The sequence below is a fragment of the Bacteroides sp. AF29-11 genome (assembly GCF_003602895.1).
Classification (GTDB): Bacteria; Bacteroidota; Bacteroidia; order Bacteroidales; family Bacteroidaceae; genus Bacteroides; species Bacteroides uniformis.
In genome coordinates, this window is record NZ_QTLY01000010.1 from 99,103 (window position 1) to 118,198 (window position 19,096).

15 protein-coding genes are annotated in these 19,096 nt (G+C 46.5%); 2 read left to right on the forward strand and 13 right to left on the reverse strand.

The features are described 5' to 3' along the window. Positions 1-13 precede the first annotated feature (13 nt). A complete protein-coding gene (locus DWZ03_RS17220; protein WP_120130446.1) occupies positions 14-1,822 on the reverse strand; it encodes a hypothetical protein in 1,809 nt (602 codons plus the stop codon). A 13-nt stretch (positions 1,823-1,835) separates the two neighbouring features. Then, on the reverse strand, positions 1,836-3,722 hold the full coding sequence (locus tag DWZ03_RS17225) for an FISUMP domain-containing protein (RefSeq protein WP_120130447.1): 1,887 nt from the start codon (positions 3,720-3,722) through the stop codon (positions 1,836-1,838). 356 nt (positions 3,723-4,078) lie between these two features. On the opposite strand from DWZ03_RS17225, the gene DWZ03_RS17235 reads away from it, so the two are divergent. Together DWZ03_RS17235 and dnaG are read left to right on the forward strand one after the other, a co-directional pair. Then, positions 4,079-7,183 carry a response regulator gene (locus tag DWZ03_RS17235; protein ID WP_120130448.1) on the forward strand — a complete coding sequence of 1,035 codons (3,105 nt, stop codon included), beginning with the start codon at positions 4,079-4,081 and terminating at the stop codon, positions 7,181-7,183. A gap of 84 nt (positions 7,184-7,267) precedes the next feature. Next, the gene (gene dnaG / locus DWZ03_RS17240) at positions 7,268-9,364 is read left to right on the forward strand and encodes a DNA primase (protein ID WP_120130449.1); all 2,097 of its coding nucleotides are present in this window, start codon (positions 7,268-7,270) and stop codon (positions 9,362-9,364) included. A gap of 22 nt (positions 9,365-9,386) precedes the next feature. Here dnaG and folE read toward each other — a convergent pair whose 3' ends face one another. From folE to DWZ03_RS17295, 11 genes are all read right to left on the reverse strand, one after another. Further along, positions 9,387-9,974, reverse strand: coding sequence for a GTP cyclohydrolase I FolE (gene folE / locus DWZ03_RS17245; RefSeq protein ID WP_005829983.1), 588 nt, complete (start codon positions 9,972-9,974; stop codon positions 9,387-9,389). Between the two features lie 9 nt (positions 9,975-9,983). Further along, the gene (locus DWZ03_RS17250; RefSeq protein ID WP_005829980.1) at positions 9,984-10,442 is read right to left on the reverse strand and encodes an SPOR domain-containing protein; all 459 of its coding nucleotides are present in this window, start codon (positions 10,440-10,442) and stop codon (positions 9,984-9,986) included. A 101-nt stretch (positions 10,443-10,543) separates the two neighbouring features. Continuing rightward, complete coding sequence (gene tpiA / locus DWZ03_RS17255) at positions 10,544-11,299, reverse strand: triose-phosphate isomerase (RefSeq protein ID WP_005829974.1); 756 nt, start codon at positions 11,297-11,299, stop codon at positions 10,544-10,546. 50 nt (positions 11,300-11,349) lie between these two features. Further along, positions 11,350-12,642, reverse strand: coding sequence for a BT_3928 family protein (locus DWZ03_RS17260; protein WP_044468369.1), 1,293 nt, complete (start codon positions 12,640-12,642; stop codon positions 11,350-11,352). Further along, complete coding sequence (locus DWZ03_RS17265; RefSeq protein ID WP_005829969.1) at positions 12,632-13,174, reverse strand: DUF1599 domain-containing protein; 543 nt, start codon at positions 13,172-13,174, stop codon at positions 12,632-12,634. Before DWZ03_RS17265 ends, DWZ03_RS17260 begins: the two co-directional genes overlap by 11 nt. A gap of 109 nt (positions 13,175-13,283) precedes the next feature. Next, positions 13,284-14,153 carry a M23 family metallopeptidase gene (locus DWZ03_RS17270; protein WP_005837478.1) on the reverse strand — a complete coding sequence of 290 codons (870 nt, stop codon included), beginning with the start codon at positions 14,151-14,153 and terminating at the stop codon, positions 13,284-13,286. Positions 14,154-14,422: 269 nt separating this feature from the next. Next, positions 14,423-16,519, reverse strand: a complete 2,097-nt coding sequence (gene recG, locus DWZ03_RS17275) for an ATP-dependent DNA helicase RecG (RefSeq protein WP_120130450.1) — start codon at positions 16,517-16,519, stop codon at positions 14,423-14,425. Further along, a complete protein-coding gene (locus DWZ03_RS17280) occupies positions 16,507-17,181 on the reverse strand; it encodes a 2-C-methyl-D-erythritol 4-phosphate cytidylyltransferase (protein WP_005833354.1) in 675 nt (224 codons plus the stop codon). The genes recG and DWZ03_RS17280 overlap by 13 nt, the downstream gene beginning before the upstream one ends. Before the next feature lie 48 nt (positions 17,182-17,229). After that, positions 17,230-17,784, reverse strand: coding sequence for a DJ-1 family glyoxalase III (locus DWZ03_RS17285; RefSeq protein WP_005829959.1), 555 nt, complete (start codon positions 17,782-17,784; stop codon positions 17,230-17,232). A 14-nt stretch (positions 17,785-17,798) separates the two neighbouring features. Next, on the reverse strand, positions 17,799-18,617 hold the full coding sequence (locus DWZ03_RS17290) for a TonB family protein (protein ID WP_005829957.1): 819 nt from the start codon (positions 18,615-18,617) through the stop codon (positions 17,799-17,801). A gap of 34 nt (positions 18,618-18,651) precedes the next feature. Next, complete coding sequence (locus tag DWZ03_RS17295) at positions 18,652-19,062, reverse strand: ExbD/TolR family protein (RefSeq protein WP_005833355.1); 411 nt, start codon at positions 19,060-19,062, stop codon at positions 18,652-18,654. Positions 19,063-19,096: the final 34 nt, after the last annotated feature.

A 19,096-nucleotide genomic window follows, 5' to 3' on the forward strand; every position in this document is an offset into this window, starting at 1 on the left:
TTTTTTTGTCACGTTACATTGGTAAACCTCCTACCACCTCTTTTGAACATACCGGCAATTTGCCATCTTGCCCCATGCCCACAAAAACTGTAGCGCAAAGTACTGTCCACTGGTCACCGTATGTCATCGTACTGCTATGATTGTAGCCCAAACAATGCCCATACTCGTGAAACATGGCCTGACGGGCATAATTATGCGGATTGGCTCCCGGCGCCGTGGCATCAAAGTAAACACCTTTATAACAATAATCGGCCAGACCATAAGTATTGCCTCCACCCAGGCCACCTACTCCGACCACACGTCCCAGTACAAGCCCACCGTGACCGCGGATTCTTTGCCGCAAAGCATCCAGGTCTATCGGATTTCCTCCATTGTCCTTCAGCTTGCCCTCGTAGGCATTCATTTCCACATTGAACTCTTCGGAAGCGAACATGAAAGCCATGTTGAGCGCCAACGCCACTCCGTGACGGCAAAGCAACGGATCCATGTGCCGCCAATACGCATGCCCGTTATCTGCCGAATAAGCGGAGAAACGGATAAACCACTGGCTGTCTATCCGCTCTATCTTTTTCATGAAGGGGTCTTCCGTACGGACAAGCAACGTCACGTCGTCATTGGAGAGTTCCGGCTGTGCCGGAACTGTTATCCGGCGACCGTTCTCCGCTACAAACGTACGTTCCGAACTGACCACCGGCAAGGGGAACGATGCCTCCATAAACGGATAAATGCGGTCGAAACGAGCCAGTTCGAAGAATTCCGTGCTCACCTTGTTGAAACGGCACAGTATCTTGACGCCACTGATGCCAATCGGCGAGAAGAACTTTACAAGCAGCTGATGATCATCGGACACCGACACCTGCAACGGGGCATTCACCCGAAAGGAACGGCGATTGCTATCGTAGAACACCTCGCGCGGTTCGTCGGCCAGAAACATGGTATCCGTCCGGAATCGGGAGAAATCCTCCTCGCGTACATAGAGCAAGCCTTCGCCACTTTCGGGATGGCGGTAACTGATGCGGATATGCGACACGCGTCCGGCTTCTATCTTGCAACCACTGAAGCGATAGACCTGCATAAAGGAAGTTCCGTCGCTACGCTCCGACTCAATCGTCACCCGTCCGGAAAGTGCCTCCCGTCCGGGCAACGAGTAGAATGAACGGCGCTGCGTGATGTTGTAAGCGTCCACTCCTCCGGCACCTGCGTACTCGCCACCGGCCTGAATACCGGCATACACCCCTTGGGCATCATCGAAAGAGACCTCTATGTTGCGGATAAACCGCCACATATAGTCGGACGACACATCCAAATCGACATCTACCCTGCCCACACAAGGTTCCAGGCAGACGGTCTGCATCACCGGAGCCTGCTCCCGGCCGATGTGCAACGCTATCTTCTTATAGAACCAGGCCTCATCAAGCGGTGCCTTTTCCACGTGATTCACCAGCCAGGCATCCGACAGCAGGGCCGGCTCGTCAACCGTAATATCCGATTCCGGATGGGTGGTAGCAAGAAACACCACGGTATAGTCGCCATACCCCAATCCTTCGATGGTCAGTTTGGAGAAATCGGCTTCCAGTTTCTGATACAACGGCTTGATTACTTCGCCCCGTTCGTCGGCTATGGCATACCACATACGGGCTATCGGTTCCGGCTGTTCGCTGCGGGTGCGCACCCCGGCAGTGACATCTGCCTGCAAGCCGAACCGGAAGGTCACCTGCCCTGCGCCGGCCTGTTCAGCGCTGTCGAAGCCAAGCCCGTCCGAAGAGCAGCTGGCCAGCAACGGCAGCAATCCCAAAAGCATTATAATTCTTATAATCTTCATGTCCTGCCCTCCTCTATTTCTTTACACAACGCAAGGACGCGAACGCCTCCATCTGCAATCGCTGTTCGGCAATGACGGTCGAATCTTTTCCTTCGAACTGCATCCAATAGGCCCAGGCATATCCTCCGGGACAACCGTCGCGCTGGCTAGTCCACAACACGGCACGTTTTCCGAAAGAGGGATTGTTGGAGGTCGATTTGTCGCCCTTTCCACCTGCCAAAGGTATGATGAGGTAACGGCCGGTATCTTCCGAAGTAAACTTCACGTAATGTTGTGTTCCGGTGACACCGGTAGGAGTCACCAACGTACCTTCTCCCACATGGAGCGTGGCGGTAATCCGCTCTCCGTTTCCCGCCGTATAAGTACCGGGAATCTCTTGGCCTTTCGGAAGCAAGGAGTTCAGTTCGTCGCGGGTAGGCACTCTATATCCTTCAGGGCAAGGCATGTGCGAATCATTCTGCCAAGGCATGTCGGCAGTCTGGTTGCCCAGGTTGTTAGAAGGGTTATATCCCTGCCAAGGCACATACATATACTTGCGACCGCACTGGAACAAACCGCCGACTGTATTAATCCAGCTGGTGCGGTACATGTCTTCCACCGTAGCACCGTCCAACGGATAAATCTGGTCTTCGAGGTCGCTGCTGCGTGCATTAAAAGCCATCCACACGCTTCCTGCCATCTCTACCGTTTCAATCTGCTTGTCACTCGGAGCCACGCGCACTTCCACGTAGTCATAAGAACCGCCCATAAGTGCATTCTTCAGGTGCACCATGAACGAATACCCCAACCGTCCGCTGCCTTGCGCCGGAACAGATACACTGAAGGAAGAGACAATTCCTTCGGCCTCTTCAGTCACCGCCATGTCGGTCAGCATCACGCCATCCACAACTCCTTCGGCAGATGCAATGTCTATCCGGGTGTCGGCCAGAAACGCCAGTTTCATGCCATCTACTCCCGTCATAGGCACTTCTACAATGTTGTTCTCATAATCTACCGATACCCCCTCGGGGATAACAGACCGGGAAGCATCCAGCAGGATGCGGTGGTCTGTATCGGGCTTGCCGGTCACCGTTTCGCCCTCTTCCCACGGCTTGATTTCGAAAACGCCTTCTACCGTAGCCCCTACGTTAAGTACCGACAATTCATACACCTTGTTGCGTTCTATACGCGGCAATTGCATTTTCAGCCTGATGGGTATTCCATCATACGCACCACGTAAAACTATATGAACCGGATGTATACTTTCAAAAATACGGAACACGTTCGGCTGTTCCCCTCCGAATGCCGGTTCAAACGTCTTCACATATTTCACCGTCTTGTCCGACACGGCAACGCCTTCCTGAAACGGAAAAGTTTCGGCCGGGGCATCTTCCACTATAATCTCCTCAATCCGCGTCTTATCGTCGGCCGTAGTGTTCAGGTCGATACGGGCCACCCCACGTTTCATGCCCACACTGACCTCCGGATTATTGCGCGTCTCGACATCATCTTCCAATTGAACCACCGCCGACATGAAATCCGGAGCGGAATTATCATGAAGCCCTTCGCCAATGGCCATATTACACAATTCCTCTTCGGTCAGTTTCTCTTCCTGAACGGGCAGCTTCACTTCTGAAAGAAAATATAACCGCGAGCCGCTGAGTGCAGAGATGCTGGATGTACCATCTTGTTTCGGATTCAGCAATTGCGTCCTATATAAGCTGCCGCCACTGAACTGAAAAACCGATACCTCACGCAGTTCCCCGAAGGAATCCTCTCCCGAAGCAGTGACACTTTTCACCACCAATGAATAAGTTTGCTGCCCGCTATCTTCTCCGGACGGTGCATCATCTGAGCAAGCGCCCCAAAATAATGTTCCGCACAAAAGGGGAACAAAGATTTTCTTACAAAAAATGTTCATAATACCAATTGAATTTATATAAAAACAAAAATGTCTCCGATACCATTTTCAAAAGCGGGTGCAAAAATATAACTTTTTTCAAGATGAAAATATCCTTTTCATCTTTTTATTACAATCTGTCAACTCCCTTTTCTATCTGCTCTCACCCTTGTACACACTTACCAGATAATACAAGACAGATATATGAAATAATAATTACATTAAACTTCCAGTGCATAAAACAAAAAGACGCCGTTAATTATTTTTAATTTTAGCGACTATATTTTATGATTAAAATACATTTGTATTATTTTTGTATAAATAATACGTAGCAATTAAATTGCCATTAGACAATATGTTGCTTGAAAAATCAGGTCATGAAAGTATTTTTATCTAAAAGATGCATAATTAGCTTATGTTTCATTTTTCTATATTTAAGTTCGGCGTTTGCCACAGCAACCATAGTCGGCAAACACCACAGATTACTTATTATAAACTCGTACAATGAAAGCGCACCCTGGAGCCAAGAACTTATAACTCCCATCCTGCTGCAAACATCTCCTATAGAGGACATCACAGCCGATGTAGTACACATGAACGGGACGTTCATTCGTAATGACTCATTGTATATCCGGATGGAGAATGGCATTTTCGAACGTTTCCAGGATAAGAAACCCGATTATCTTGTACTTCTCGGCAACATGGCTTTTACTTTAAGGGAACGTATTTTGAGTGAGTGGGGAAATATTCCAATAGTATTGGTCGGCAACGAAGACACGTATGCTCCACGGGAATATTATTTCACCGGACGTCCTATACACATTTCCAATGCCATCACATCTCCTCTGGTTGACCTGCGGCCGCAATACAACTTTACTTTTATCGAAACGCCGTATATGTACAAAGAGACCATCGACATGATGGTACAGATGCTGCCAAAAATGAAAACGATTGTATTCGCAGCAGATGAACTCTATCATAACCAAGACTTGGACCGGCTTATTCATGCCTATATAACGTCAAAGTATCCAAACCTCCACTATGAACGCTTAATAGGTAATGAAAGAAACCAAAACGAATTACAGGCATATCTGCTAAATGATGAACCGGAGACGGGTATGCTATTTTCCACATGGTTTTACGAGCGTAAGAATCTACTCGGTTTTCCTACACTCATCAGTGGAGACTTTCAGTTAGTTGCATCATCGCCTCAACCCGTATTTGCATTAAGGAATGCCTATGTGGGTAAAGAGGGGTTTGCGGGAGGATATTTCTATGACCGCATGGAAATGCAAAACGCGCTTTCTTCAGCCCTCAAACAGATATTTGCAGGAGAGGATGCACGGAATATCCCATTTACATATAGCAAGAAATCCTATCCCTTCATCAACTACCAGCAACTGCAGATGGACGGTCTGGACACCACACTCTGTCCTAAGGACTCGGTATTCATCAATAAACCGCTTACATTCTGGCAGAAGTATCAATGGTGGATTATTTGCGGAGTAGTGTTGATACTCTCACTACTTATCATAGCTTTAGTCATTTATCGGTTCCAGCAAAAGAAAATCACCTTGCTAAGTGCCCATGATACCCTTTTACGTAATATGCCGATATCTTATACTCAAATAGAGGTTTTCTTCGACAAAACGGGACAGATAGCAGATATGAGCTATCGATGCGGCAATATTATTTTCAACGACCAGTTTACGCCAACTACCGATGGTTCACAAAAAAATGCCTTCTCCCAAATAGAGCACCTGACACATTTCATGGAAATGGTATTCCAAGAAAAGCAAACGGTAACATTTACTCATTACTTCAAACAAACAAACAGCTTTTACGAATTCATTCTTTGCCCGGCATCCCAAAAACACACTTTGGATGTCTTTGCCGTAGATATTACAGCGCGCAAAGATGCCGAAAACACATTGCGAGAGATTAATAAAAAACTGGAAATGACATTGGGCATAGCACGCATCATACCATGGCGCTGGGATTTAAAGGAGGGTCTGATTTATTGCGAAGCACAAAAGATATTAGACCACATGAACTTTACAAAGGAGAAGAACTCCACAGTCCAAGTAGATATTATCAAGGCGTCAGAATATTTCCGAAAGATACACCCGGAAGACTTCGAACGTATGCACCATGTACATGAAAATCTCATTTCAGGCAAGTTGCAGCATATCAAAGAAGAATATCGTATTATCACCGAAGTAGAAGGGCGAAAAATAACAGATTGGATGGAAACCAACGCAGTAATTGACCAGCGCGACAAAAACGGCTGTCCAATATCGCTTGTCGGCTCCCTTTTACTGATAACAGAACGCAAGAGGCAAGAAGAAGCGCTTATCCGAGCACGAGAAAAAGCCCAAGAATCCGACCGGCTGAAATCTGCATTTCTAGCCAATATGAGCCACGAGATACGTACCCCCTTGAATGCCATCGTAGGATTCTCCAGCCTGCTGACTGCAACCGAAAACGAAACCGAACGCAAAGAGTTCATCAGTATCATAGAAACCAACAACCAGTTGCTATTGCAACTGGTAAGTGACATCCTGGATCTTTCAAAAATAGAAGCAAATACACTGGAATTCAATTATCAGAATGTCGACTTAAATCAGTTGGCAAAAGATGTGGAAAACACTGTACGAGGCAGACTGCAAACAGGTGTTGCCCTACAATTCGTTCCTGAAGTACCAGTTTGTTACGTACAGACAGAACATAACCGTCTCTCTCAAGTCCTCATCAACCTGCTGGTCAACGCTGCAAAATTTACAGAGAAAGGTGAGATTATGTTTGGATACAAAATCCGTGGAGAAGAACTCTATTTCTACGTAAAAGATACGGGCATAGGCATCTCACTAGAGAATCAGAAGAAAATATTTGAACGGTTTACCAAAGTAAACACCTTTATACAAGGAACGGGATTAGGGCTCTCAATATGCAAAAACATTGTCACAAAAATGAAAGGACGCATCGGAGTAGAATCCGAAGGAGAAGGTAAAGGAAGTACTTTCTGGTTTACAATACCTTATAAACCGAAAGAGGCTCAAAAGGAAAATAATCTAACTTTAATGCCTCTTCTGAACGAGAGAAGCAAGGAAAAGCCTATAATCCTGATAGCAGAGGACAACGAAAGCAACTATATGCTGTTCAAGTCTATCCTACAGAAAGATTATGAGTTGGTTCATGCTTGGGATGGGGAGGAAGCCGTGGAACTCCATCAGAAGTTTCATCCGCATGTGGTCATCATGGACATCAATATGCCTAAAATGGATGGATATGAAGCTACTCGCGAAATACGTAAAGTATCCAAAACGGTACCTATCATTGCAGTAACGGCATACTCCTTTGCTTCGGACAAAGAAAAGATTATGCAGAATGGCTTTAACGGATATATGTCCAAGCCGGTTGACATACAAAGATTGAAAGAAAAACTCGACTATACAATCCACGGGAATTTTATGATGATGTAGGGTTCCGGTCTGCTCTTTCCTATATGATATTTTTTGATTATCCAAGAAATATCATGTACTTTTGCACAAGTTAGAAAAGAGACAATGATAGACCAACCCACCATAGACCGCATACTTGATGCCGCACAGATATACGATGTCGTATCAGACTTTGTCACCCTGCGCAAACGCGGTGTGAACTATGTAGGTCTGTGCCCTTTCCACGATGACAAAACCCCTTCCTTCTATGTATCCCCCGCCAAAGGGCTCTGCAAGTGTTTTGCCTGCGGAAAAGGAGGAAATGCAGTGCATTTCATCATGGAGCACGAACAGATGTCTTATCCTGAGGCGCTGAAATATCTCGCAAAAAAATACGGCATTGAAATCAAAGAACGCGAACTATCCAGCGAGGAGAAGATAGCACAGAGCGAACGGGAAAGCCTCTTCATTGTGAACAACTTTGCCCGTGACTACTTCCAGAATATCCTAAAGAACCACGTAGACGGACGGAGTATCGGCATGGCCTATTTCCGCAGCCGCGGCTTCCGGGATGACATCATCGAGAAGTTCCAGTTGGGCTATTGTACCGAGAGCCACGATGCCCTTGCCCAGGAAGCTTTGAAAAAAGGCTATAAAAAGGATTATCTTGTCAAGACCGGCCTCTGCTACGAGACGGACGACCACCGACTGCGCGACCGCTTCTGGGGGCGGGTCATCTTTCCGGTACACACTCTCTCCGGTAAGGTGGTGGCTTTCGGGGGACGTGTGCTTGCCGGCGCCACCAAAGGCGTCAAGGTGAAGTACGTCAACTCGCCTGAATCGGAGATTTACCATAAAAGCAATGAACTGTACGGCATATATTTTGCCAAACAAGCCATTGTGAAACAAGACCGTTGTTTTCTGGTCGAAGGTTATACAGACGTCATTTCCATGCACCAATCGGGCATAGAGAATGTGGTTGCCTCTTCGGGCACAGCATTGACATCCGGACAAATCCGGATGATTCATCGTTTCACCAACAATATGACAGTGCTCTACGACGGTGATGCTGCCGGTATAAAGGCTTCTATCCGAGGTATTGATATGTTGCTGGAAGAAGGCATGAACGTCAAAGTCTGCCTCCTGCCCGATGGTGACGACCCGGACTCCTTTGCCCGCAAACACAATGCGACGGAGTTCCAGGCCTTCATACAAGAGAATGAAACGGACTTTATCCGCTTCAAAACCAATCTGTTGCTGGAAGATGCTGGAAAAGACCCCATCAAGCGTGCCGAGCTTATAGGAAACCTTGTGCAAAGCATTTCCATCATTCCCGAAGCCATTGTGCGTGATGTCTATATCAAGGAGTGCGCCCAATTATTGCACGTAGAAGACAAACTGCTGGTTTCTGAGGTTGCCAAGCGTCGAGAAAAGCAAGCCGAGCAACAAGCTGAGCGAGCAGAACGTGAGCGTCGGTCGGCCAATGCCGCAAGAGCCAATGCAGAAGCGGGGGTCAATGGCAGTCATACTGCAGCTACCAGCCCCGACGCACAACAAGCTGGCTATCCGTCCCAATCACTGCCTGCCGGTCTCCCTTCCGAAACACCTCCACCTTTTCCACCCGAGGAAGAATATGTATCCTTCATCCCGCAGGAGGGCAAGGAGGGCCAGGAGTTCTATAAATACGAACGACTTATTCTGAAGATGGTAGTGCTCTATGGTGAGCGGGTGATGTGCAATGTCACCAATGAAGAGGGGCAGGAAACCCCTATCACTGTAACTGAATATATAGTCAATGATTTAAAAGAAGACGAACTTGCCTTCCACAATCCGCTTCACCGGCAAATCCTGACAGAGGCTGCCGAACGTATCCACAATGAGGGTTTTACCGCCGAACGGTATTTTGTGGCGCATCCCGACCCCGTCATCAGCAAGCTGAGTGTGGAGCTTATCAGCAACCGCTATCAGTTAAGGAAATCACAGATAGAACAAATGGTGACGGACGAAGAACGCCTCTATGAGCTAATTCCACGGTTAATGATAAACTTCAAATATGCCATCGTCTGCGAAGAATTGAAGCATACCCTATTTGCGTTACAGAACCCTGCCATAGCCAATGATGAAACCCAGTGTAACAGCATCATGGAGCGCTACAACGAATTGAACAAAGTAAAAAGCATCATGGCAAAGCGGCTGGGAGACAGAGTCATCCTGAATTTTTAAATTCAATTCGGGGAGTTCTCCGTCAAGAATTATGCCTGATTAAATTCATAAATTCCTCGCGAGTCTTCGCTTGGTTGAATGCTCCGGTAAAATCGGATGTAGTGGTAATGGAGTTCTGTTTCTCTACTCCGCGCATCTGCATGCACATGTGTTTGGCTTCCACAACAACCATAACCCCCAGCGGATTCAGCGTCTCCTGAATACACTCTTTTATTTGGAGAGTCATACGTTCCTGCACTTGCAGGCGGTGAGAGAAAATATCCACTACGCGGGCTATCTTGCTCAGTCCGGTAATGTAGCCGTTAGGAATATATGCCACATGTGCCTTTCCGTAGAAGGGAAGCATGTGATGTTCGCAAAGCGAGAAGAAATCAATGTCTTTCACAATCACCATCTGACTGTATTCTTCTTGAAACTTGGCTGAACGGAGTACCTCGTGCGGGTCCATATGATACCCTTTCGTCAACGACAACATGGCCTTCGCCACCCGTTCAGGTGTCTTCTGCAAACCTTCACGTCCGGCATCTTCACCCAACAGAGTAAGGATGCGGTGATAATGTTCCTTCAATTCATCTAATGAAGGAGATACAATTTCTTCTTTTCCTAACATGATAATTCTTTATAAGGGGATGTTTATCTGCTCTTTCACGATAGAAACTTCCTTGAATACACCAGTAGCCCGCAACTGACGCATCATGGCATCCGCTTCTTCGATACTGCGGAAATCTCCTGCACGGCACAGCCAACGGGGGGGATTGAAAGAGGTATAAACTGTAAGTTCGGGAAAATGTTCCTTGATGCGGGTAGCTACCGCATAAGCTTCGTTCTTGGCCTGACGGGTATTATTCCCTGCATAAACTTGTATGCGGTAACCCGAACTTTTAATCACTTTCTGCTCATCCGAACCGGCAGGAACATACTCCGAACCTATCAATGCCGCAATGCGTGCATCTTGATGGATAGTCACCTTGCCTTGTCCCGGCACATTACGTTCCAGGCTTTTCACAATATTATTCTGCGCTACAGAAATCGTTGCAAAAGCGAAACATGCAACTAAAAGTAAACCAAGCTTTTTCATGAGTCAATATCTTTATATAACGGAAAATGGAAAGCTGAAAATGGAAAACAGTTATGCAGATACGACATGCAATCCATTTTCAACTTTCAGCTTTCAACTATTTAATTAAAGGCATCGATGATACCCTTGAAGTCAGAAACCTTCAAAGCAGCACCACCAATCAGACCGCCGTCAACATCCGGGTTGGCAAACAGTTCCTTTGCATTAGAAGGCTTACAGCTGCCACCATAAAGGATAGAGCAGTTGTCAGCAATTTCCTTACCATACTTTTCAGCAATCAAGGAACGGATGAAAGCGTGGATTTCCTGTGCTTGTTCTGCAGTAGCAGTCTTACCGGTACCGATAGCCCAAACCGGCTCGTAAGCCAAAATAATCTTAGAGAAATCTTCGGCAGACAAAGAGAATACAGAAGCCAGCTGAGCGGCTACCACTTCATTCTGCTTGTTTGCTTCGCGTTCTTCCAGTACCTCACCGATACAGAAAATCGGAGTCAGACCGTTAGCCAAAGCCAATTTTACTTTTTCTTCCAGAATAGCAACTGTTTCACCATAGTAAGCACGACGTTCAGAGTGGCCCAGAATGACATATTTTGCACCAGTAGAAGCAACCATAGCAGCTGATACTTCGCCGGTATATGCGCCTGACTCCTTGTCTGCACAGTTTTCTGCACCTACACCAATCTTGGCAGCATCTACCAAAGGAGTAACAGATGCCAGGTGGATAAACGGAGTACAGATGATTACATCACAGTTAGGCTTTTCGTTAGCCAATGTTTCATTCAGTTCTTTTGCAAGAGCAATACCCTCTTGGAGGGTTTTGTTCATTTTCCAGTTTCCTGCAACAATGTTTTTTCTCATTTTGTTTTATTATTAAAAGGGTTAATGTATTTACTATTTACTATTTGATACTATTGTTGTCTGAGGCGTTGTTTCTCCCGGCGCCTTACGACTAAAATATCGACACAAAGCACCATCATCAGAGGAAGGATGAACCACAGCAACACATAGCCTATTGTTTGTAAGTCACTTTCCTGCTTCTGCTTGCCCAATTCCAACTTGTCCAGGCTATCGGTCAGCACATATTCATCAGGCAGCCGGTTGTCACTCCATTTGTTCAAAATCGTTCCGTCCTTTATCAACAACAAACCGGGATTTGAACGGATAATGGTCTTCAGCGTAATATCATCTGTCTGGCAGAAAGGATATTCCGCTCCGGTCTTGTCACGCCACAACTCTATCTCGTCTTCCGGAGATGAAGTCAAGGCATAAAAGCCATAACCATGCTCCACACTGTAATCGTATATTTCATTGATAAGGTCGATGTTACTGTCGTCCGCTCCTTCTATCCGATGGGCAACCAGCAGAAACGTATATCCTTTATCCGACAGTACGCTGTCCGTTATATCTTCCCATGTATCCAGGCTCATCATGGAAAAATCGTGAATGGGAGGTTCATAACCTTTTTCCTTCAGTATCGTACGCGATTCTACAAACGTCCATGTACTGTCCGGATAGTTGTCCAATGTAAATTCCTGACGCTTTCCTCCTTTTTCCAAAATGAACCGGCTTTCAAACACGCTTGGTTTAGCACCTTCCGGAATTTCCATGCCCGCCTTGATATTCGCTCCAATTCTGTAAGGTCGGAAATCAAGTATCGGCAAATTCTCCAGGCAATAGAAGGACAACGCAAACACAAATAGAAACGTATACATGGAAATCATCCACTCCATCTTCGGAGTAATGAAACGCACCAGTAAATCCTGCCACTTGAATACAGATACTGCCGCCACCAACAATACTACGTTCTTGCCGAAAGTCTGCCAATTGGTCAATATCCACGCATCACCGAAGCATCCGCAGTCGGATACCGGATTCGCCAAAGCCAGATAAAGTGTTAGCGGAGTCATTACAACCATCAGCAATAATGCCAATACAGATGCCACCTTCCGTCGTATACCCAAAAACAAGAAAACACCTACACTGAACTCTATGGCAGACAACGCTATCCCTACCAGCAAGGGCGCATAAGAAGGAAACCAGGAAATCATGCCGAAAGCCGTCAGGTAATCTTGAATTTTATAGAAGAAACCCAACGGATCAACAGCTTTCACAAATCCGGAAAATATGAACAAAGCCCCCAGCAGAAAACGGCAGAGGTTCACCCAAACTTTCCCGACAATATGTTTCTTGTCAATCTCCAAATTCAATCTTAATTAAGCCGAATACGGAATAGTTAATCATATCCATATAATTGGCATCAATACCTTCCGAAACCAAAGTCTCCCCGGACAAGCTTTCAATCTGCTTTGTCCGGTAAATCTTCATCAATATCAAATCCGTATACGAACTGATACGCATACTACGCCAAGCCTCATCATAGTCATGATTTTTGGCAAGCATCAGCTCCAAAGAGGTTTTGGCATATTTGTCATACAGCACCAATGCCTCTTCATTGGTCATATCGGCAGCTTCGGCATAACCAAGTTCCAACTGTATCAATCCTACAATTCCATAGTTGACAATAGCTATGAATTCAGAACGGATGCCTTCGTCTACCAAAGTCACCCCTTTCGTTTCAATACTTCTGATACGGTTGGCTTTGATGAATATCTGATCTGTTACGGAAGACGGACGAAGAATGCGCCACGCCGGACCGTAATCATGAAGTTTCTTAGAGAACAAGTCACGGCAAACCGCAATGACATGTTCAAATTGTTGCTTGGTATCTTTCATTTCCTTTTTTCACAGTGCGCTGCAAAGATAGGAATAATTAAAGAAAAAGAAAAAGAGGGCACTCTAAAATCTATTAAAGTACCCTCTTCTATAGAGATTGTTTACGTTTTTATGAGCAGCGCAATACTTGTCCCGGTCTCAGGATTGTTTTACGCGTAATTCTGTTCAGTTTGCAAAGCTTGTCGATGGAGGTTCCCTGACGTGCTGCAATCCGTCCCAATGTGTCTCCCTTCTTTACCTTATAGAACAGACCTTCACCCGATGCCATGCTACGCGCCGTACCGGAAGAGCCTTTTGTCTTATGGAAAGTATAGGAATCAGCTACGATATCCTGCTTTTCAAAATCAAACATAAGCGCAGGATTGATGGGAATACCCAAGAAACGGGTTTCAAAGTGAAGGTGTGAACCGGTAGAACGTCCGGTATTTCCTCCCAATGCAATCGGTTCGCCGGCTTTTACCAACTGGTTTGTATCAACTAATTGTTTAGACAAGTGTCCGTAAACTGTTTCCAAGCCATTGTCGTGACGAATAACGACGTATTTGCCGTATCCACGACGACCTTGATTCTTGACAACGCGTACTTTTCCATCAAAAGCCGCACGGATTGTATCGCCTACATACACCTTGATATCCAAACCATAATGAGCTCTTCTTCTCCGGGGACGGTAACCGAATACATCTGTGATACGGGTATTGGGAGTAGGCATACAGAAACCGGTCAAATCAAATGTATAGCTCTCAGGCACAATCGCATTGCCATAGGCTTGTACGAATTCGTTGTTCCAGTTGGGATACAAATCCAAACCCGGATACAATGATTGTTCTGCACGTATCTGTTTTTGCAAAGCCAGTGAATCAACACTCTTAAGTTTTCTGTCGATGGGGGCCTGGCGGGCAATCAGGTCTTGCGAGAAAGAATTCAAGCTAACCATTGCCGTCGCAGCCAATAAAGCAGTTTTTATCCAATTAAAATTCATCCGTTTCGTCATTCATTTTGATATCCGTTGCAAGCATCTCGGCAAATCAAACACCACTTGTTCTACGCGAATATCCAGATTGATTTTCAAAAATTCTCCCAAAGGTAACATTTCTCTCTGAAAAACGACATCAGTCATTAACTATTTTTTCGAAGAGGAGAAAACTGTAAAGCTCGCAAAGATGTCTTAATCCCCTATAGATAGGAGATTTACAAGCAAACATGTTTTACAACATAAAATGCAATAAAAGTGCATGTTTAACCGTTTTTTCAGCTAATGGCAGCCCAATTAACGTTCGTTTTTCTCAACGCTTTCAGTTGTCGCCACAAGACCTCGTTCTCAGGCAACATGCCATGTGGATCTGCATCCACCACCGTTTGCGCTACTTCACGGACATATTGCAGCAGTTGTCCGTCACGGGCTATATCGGCAATCTTCAGATCGAAAGCAATGCCGCTCTGCTGTGTCCCTTCCAAATCTCCAGGACCACGTAGTTTCAAGTCTGCTTCCGCTATTTCAAAGCCGTCATTAGTCCGCACCATTATCTCCAAACGCTTCCTTGTATCCTCCGCCAACTTGTAGCCGGTAACCAGAATACAATAGGACTGGTCAGCTCCACGTCCTACACGTCCCCGAAGCTGATGAAGCTGGGACAGCCCGAAACGCTCGGCGTTCTCAATCACCATCACCGAAGCATTGGGCACATTTACACCTACCTCAATCACGGTGGTAGCCACCATTATCTGTGCCTCGCCGGATACGAACAATTGCATCTGAGCATCCTTTTCAGCAGGTTTCATCTTTCCATGTACCTTGCAAACCCTACACTCGGGAAACTCTTCACAAACATGCAGATACCCTTCTTCAAGGTTCTTTAAGTCAATCTTTTCGCTTTCCTTAATCAGCGGGTAGACAATATAGACCTGCCGGCCTTCGGCAATCTGCTTGTGCATGGACTGATACAAGCTTATCCGACGGCTATCAAACTGATGAAGAGTGACAATCGGTTTACGTCCGGGAGGCAATTCATCGATGACAGACACATCCAAATCGCCATAAAGCGTCATTGCCAATGTACGGGGAATCGGGGTTGCCGTCATCACCAATACATGGGGAGGTTGTACATTCTTTGTCCACAACCGTGCCCGTTGGGCCACACCGAAACGATGCTGCTCGTCAATCACAACCAAACCGAGCGAAGCAAAATTCACCGTATCTTCAATGACGGCATGGGTACCTATCAGTATATGTATGTCTCCCGTCAACAAACCGGCAAGGATAGCTTCGCGCCGCTTGCCCTTAACAGAACCGGTCAACAGTTCCACACGTACCTCCATTCCATACAGCAGCTCACGGATGGTTTCATAGTGCTGGTTTGCCAAAATCTCGGTAGGTGCCATCATGCATGCCTGAAAACCATTATCGAGCGCCATCAACATACTCATCAGTGCGACAAGCGTCTTTCCACTTCCCACATCCCCTTGCAGCAAGCGGTTCATCTGCTTTCCTGAGCCTACATCCTTACGGATTTCCTTCAATACCCGCTTCTGTGCATTGGTCAGTTCAAAAGGAAGATTACGGGAGTAGAAAGTATTAAACACTTCGCCCACCCTTTCAAAAATATAACCGCGATATTTCCGCTGACGGTCTTTTGCATACCTCAGGATATTCAACTGTACGTAAAAGAGCTCCTCAAACTTCAGGCGATACTGTGCCTTACGCAATAAATCCGGATTAGCGGGAAAGTGTATATTGACCAAAGCTTCCGTCAACGGCATCAGATGATGCTCGGCAAGTATAGCGGGAGAAAGGGTCTCGGGCAACGGCTCACGCAACTGCTGCACCACCGTATTCATCATCTTCTCGATGGCATGCGAATTGAGAGAACTCCGTTTCATCTTTTCAGTCGTATTATAATAAGGTTGTAACCCCATGGACGACAATTTCAAATCCGAAGCAGAGTCTATATCCGGATGAGCCATATTTATTCTACCATTGAAGAAGGTCGGTTTTCCGAACACAATATATTCCTGATGCACTTTATACTTCCCTACCAAATATTTGATGCCCTGGAACCAAACCAGGTCCACCACCCCCGTACCGTCCGAGAAATGAGCAATCAACCTGCGCTGGCGCCCTTCTCCAGCCGTCTCAAAACTTAGTATTTCACCTTTCAGCTGAATATAGGGCATCGTCCCATCGATCTCCTGAATATAATAAATCCGACTGCGGTCTACATATTTATATGGAAAGTAATATAGCAAATCGTGCAAGGAGTAAATGCCCAATTCCTTATTGAGCACCGAAGCACGCTGCTGCCCGACGCCCGACAAATATTTTATGTCACGCGTGGCTAAATCGAACATGAACCTATCAGAGCTGTGGCTATTTTTAAATCAAAAGGAGTGGTTATTTTAATGTTTTCCCGGTTTCCCGGCGTCAAAAAGACAGATACACCCAATGCCTCCACCACAGAAGCATCATCGGTAAAATGGGGTGTATAGGGCTGCTCGTATGCCGCTTTCAGCAGTTCCGCATCAAAAACCTGGGGAGTCTGCACCAATCTATAATCATCCCTGCCGACAGTCACACTGCTTTCCCCTTCCATACGGCGAACGGTCTCCACCACACCGATTACCGGAATTACGGCCTTTTTCTCGGCCGCCAAGTCATAACAGCGTGCAATCACTTCCCGGGCCACGAACGGACGCACCCCATCGTGCACACCGACCAAAGCAGGTGTCTTGACCAAAGCCAAACCGTTCTTTACGGAGTGGAACCGCGTCTCCCCTCCATCTGCAATGGCATGCGGCAATGAAAAACGGTACTCCCTGCACAGCTGCCTCCAGTAATCCTGCTGGCTGTGGGGAAGCACCAATATTATCCGTATCTCAGCATTGTAGTCATAAAACGCCTCCAGAGTGCGCATCAAAACAGGTTTCCCCCCTATCGGGAGAAACTGTTTGGGGAGTTCGGTCCCCATGCGCAAGCCCTTGCCACCGGCAACAATCAGAGCATACTGAACCATTTATGATTTATGATTTATGATTTATGATTTATGATTTATGATTTTAAATCATAAATCCGTTACGCACATAGCTTCTTTCAGTTCCTGCACCTTCTCTTTGCCTTGCAACAGCTCCACTACGGCCAATGCAAACTCCATGGCAGCGCCCGGTCCTTTACCAGTGATGATATTGCCGTCTCTTTCTACCGGAGCACCCGTACATTCGGCACCTTCCAAATACTGTTCAAAGCCGGGATAGCAAGTAGCCTTCTTGCCTTTCAGCAATCCCAGCTTACCCAATACCATAGGAGCCGCACAAATAGCAGCAATCGGTTTCTGCTCTTGGGCAAAACGCAGTACCAGATTACGCAGTTCTCCACACTTCTCCAAAGTGGACGCACCCGGCATACCGCCAGGCAATAATACAAGCTCTGCATCAAAGAAGTCGCAGTTCACTACATTCTTATCGCACAAGACCGGAACATCGTGTGCTCCCGTCACTATTTCATCAGGGGTTACCGTCACCATTTCTACGTTCAGTCCGGCGCGTCTCATCACATCCACAGAAGTAAAAGCTTCTATTTCTTCAAATCCGTCGGCAAAAAAAACATAAACTGTACCCATAATTGTTCCTCCTCTTATTTTAGATTAAAATAATACGTTATTGTTCCCGTCTGATTGTTCAAGCCGCTTACCGCATTGAAACGGGCTTTCTTGGCAGCATCCTCTGCCGCTTTCCGCAATGCGGGATTGACGGTATTGGTCTGGCGGTTGATGCTGGTTGCTATCACATGTCCGGCAGGGTTCACTGTGATGGTCACCACAACCCTACCTTCATCCTGCACATTATATACCGGCCGCGGCAATCCGCCCTCACCAAGAGAACGTCCGCCCAAATTAAACGAGCCGTAGCCTCCCGTACCCGAAGTGGCTCCGGACGGAGCATTTCCCGTAGGACTTCCTTGAATACCTTCGCCTTCCGTATCGCCTTTACTACCCATTTGGGCACCTTTGCCAAAAGCGCCAGCTACCCGTTTACGGGCAGCTTCCTCGGCTTCCTTACGTTCCCGTTCGGCTTTTGCCGCTGCCAGTTTGCGGGCCTCTTCCGCTTTTTCGGCTTCCGTCTTTTCCGGTTTCTTCACCTCCTCCTTTTTCTTGGGTTCGGCTTTGGGCTTTATGGCAACGGTTTCTTCAGTTTCCTGCGTAATGATGTCCTGCTCCACCGTTTCCTGCACCTGAGGAGCGGTTTCCTCCGGCATGACATCCACCTTTACTAAAGAAGGGTCGGCAGCGCCCAGTGCATCGGGCACCTCTCCCAGCATAACGGGTACACCGCCTTCTTCCGAGGGTTCCGGCGGTGTGAATCCTACCAGTATCAGAAGGGCAATAATGGCAACATGCACCACAAGTGCACCTGCCATACCTATATATTTTCCTTTCTTCTTCCGATTCACCATTGCATTTACAATTTAGCCATGTACAATGTACGATTTAGTTTTCCGGTGGTCGTGTAGCCAGCACCATCTTGAATTTATTCTCGTTTGCAATGTTCAGCACCTTCACGATTTCCCGGTAAGGCACTGTTTCGTCAGCATACAAAGCTATATACATTTCAGGCTCCCTCTCCGCACACGATTGTAGGAAAGGAGTCAATTCTTCAAGCGTCAGAGACAGTTCCTTGTCATTGCCAAAAGCAGCATAATAATTCAGATTCTTATCTATGATGACTCTTGTCAAAGGCTTTGCAGAAGTCTGTTGCTTTCCCTGCGGCAGCAGTACCTTGATAGCATTGGGCGATACCATGGTAGATGTTATCATAAAGAAAATCAGCAGCAGGAAAATCAGGTCCGTCATGGACGCCATACTGAAATTGGGTGATATTTTAGCTCTACGTTTTAACACGCCTTTAAGTTTTAATTCTTAATTCTTTAATTAA

What these genes read in the sequence shown, in the direction of transcription:
- DWZ03_RS17220 (WP_120130446.1), bottom strand. Translation starts at nt 1,822, where the DNA reads ATGAAGATTATAAGAATTATAATGCTTTTGGGATTGCTGCCGTTGCTG.
- DWZ03_RS17225 (WP_120130447.1), bottom strand. Translation starts at nt 3,722, where the DNA reads ATGAACATTTTTTGTAAGAAAATCTTTGTTCCCCTTTTGTGCGGAACA.
- DWZ03_RS17235 (WP_120130448.1), top strand. Translation starts at nt 4,079, where the DNA reads ATGAAAGTATTTTTATCTAAAAGATGCATAATTAGCTTATGTTTCATT.
- dnaG (WP_120130449.1), top strand. Translation starts at nt 7,268, where the DNA reads ATGATAGACCAACCCACCATAGACCGCATACTTGATGCCGCACAGATA.
- folE (WP_005829983.1), bottom strand. Translation starts at nt 9,974, where the DNA reads ATGTTAGGAAAAGAAGAAATTGTATCTCCTTCATTAGATGAATTGAAG.
- DWZ03_RS17250 (WP_005829980.1), bottom strand. Translation starts at nt 10,442, where the DNA reads ATGAAAAAGCTTGGTTTACTTTTAGTTGCATGTTTCGCTTTTGCAACG.
- tpiA (WP_005829974.1), bottom strand. Translation starts at nt 11,299, where the DNA reads ATGAGAAAAAACATTGTTGCAGGAAACTGGAAAATGAACAAAACCCTC.
- DWZ03_RS17265 (WP_005829969.1), bottom strand. Translation starts at nt 13,174, where the DNA reads ATGAAAGATACCAAGCAACAATTTGAACATGTCATTGCGGTTTGCCGT.
- DWZ03_RS17270 (WP_005837478.1), bottom strand. Translation starts at nt 14,153, where the DNA reads ATGAATTTTAATTGGATAAAAACTGCTTTATTGGCTGCGACGGCAATG.
- recG (WP_120130450.1), bottom strand. Translation starts at nt 16,519, where the DNA reads ATGTTCGATTTAGCCACGCGTGACATAAAATATTTGTCGGGCGTCGGG.
- DWZ03_RS17280 (WP_005833354.1), bottom strand. Translation starts at nt 17,181, where the DNA reads ATGGTTCAGTATGCTCTGATTGTTGCCGGTGGCAAGGGCTTGCGCATG.
- DWZ03_RS17285 (WP_005829959.1), bottom strand. Translation starts at nt 17,784, where the DNA reads ATGGGTACAGTTTATGTTTTTTTTGCCGACGGATTTGAAGAAATAGAA.
- DWZ03_RS17290 (WP_005829957.1), bottom strand. Translation starts at nt 18,617, where the DNA reads ATGGTGAATCGGAAGAAGAAAGGAAAATATATAGGTATGGCAGGTGCA.